The 400-nt window shown below is 37.8% G+C and carries 1 pseudogene; it reads left to right on the top strand.

What is annotated here, in order from left to right:
• Positions 1 to 400: pseudogene (locus CKJ95_RS23170) on the top strand (ABC transporter permease); the annotation flags it as partial.

Raw genomic sequence — 400 nt, 5'->3', positions numbered from 1 at the left:
ACCATGTTACTTACGATTTGGGTAATAGCTTCCCTAACTTTCGTAATAATGAAATTTATCCCTGGTGACCCATTTGCATCTGACTCTAATGCATTACCACCAGAAGTGTTAGAAAATATGCGAGCAAAGTTTAATTTAGATGAACCCTTACCAGTTCAATATGCTCTCTATTTGAAGAATCTCGTCATGCTAGATTTAGGTCCTTCCATTCAATCCGAAACTCGTACAGTAAACCAGATTATTTCGGACGGATTCTCCGCATCTGCAATTCTCGGTCTTCAGTCCATTATTATTGCACTTGTAATTGGACTTATGTTAGGGATTGTTGCTGCTTTAAACCATAACCGATTCCTAGATTATACATCGATGATTATTGCCATAATCGGGATATCAGTACCTA

It is taken from the genome of Fredinandcohnia onubensis, from assembly GCF_002734285.1.
GTDB classification, from domain to species: Bacteria; Bacillota; Bacilli; order Bacillales; family Bacillaceae_L; genus Ferdinandcohnia; species Ferdinandcohnia onubensis_A.
Note: the sequence above shows the minus strand (reverse complement) of the source record. Positions and strands in the feature narration are given on the sequence as shown.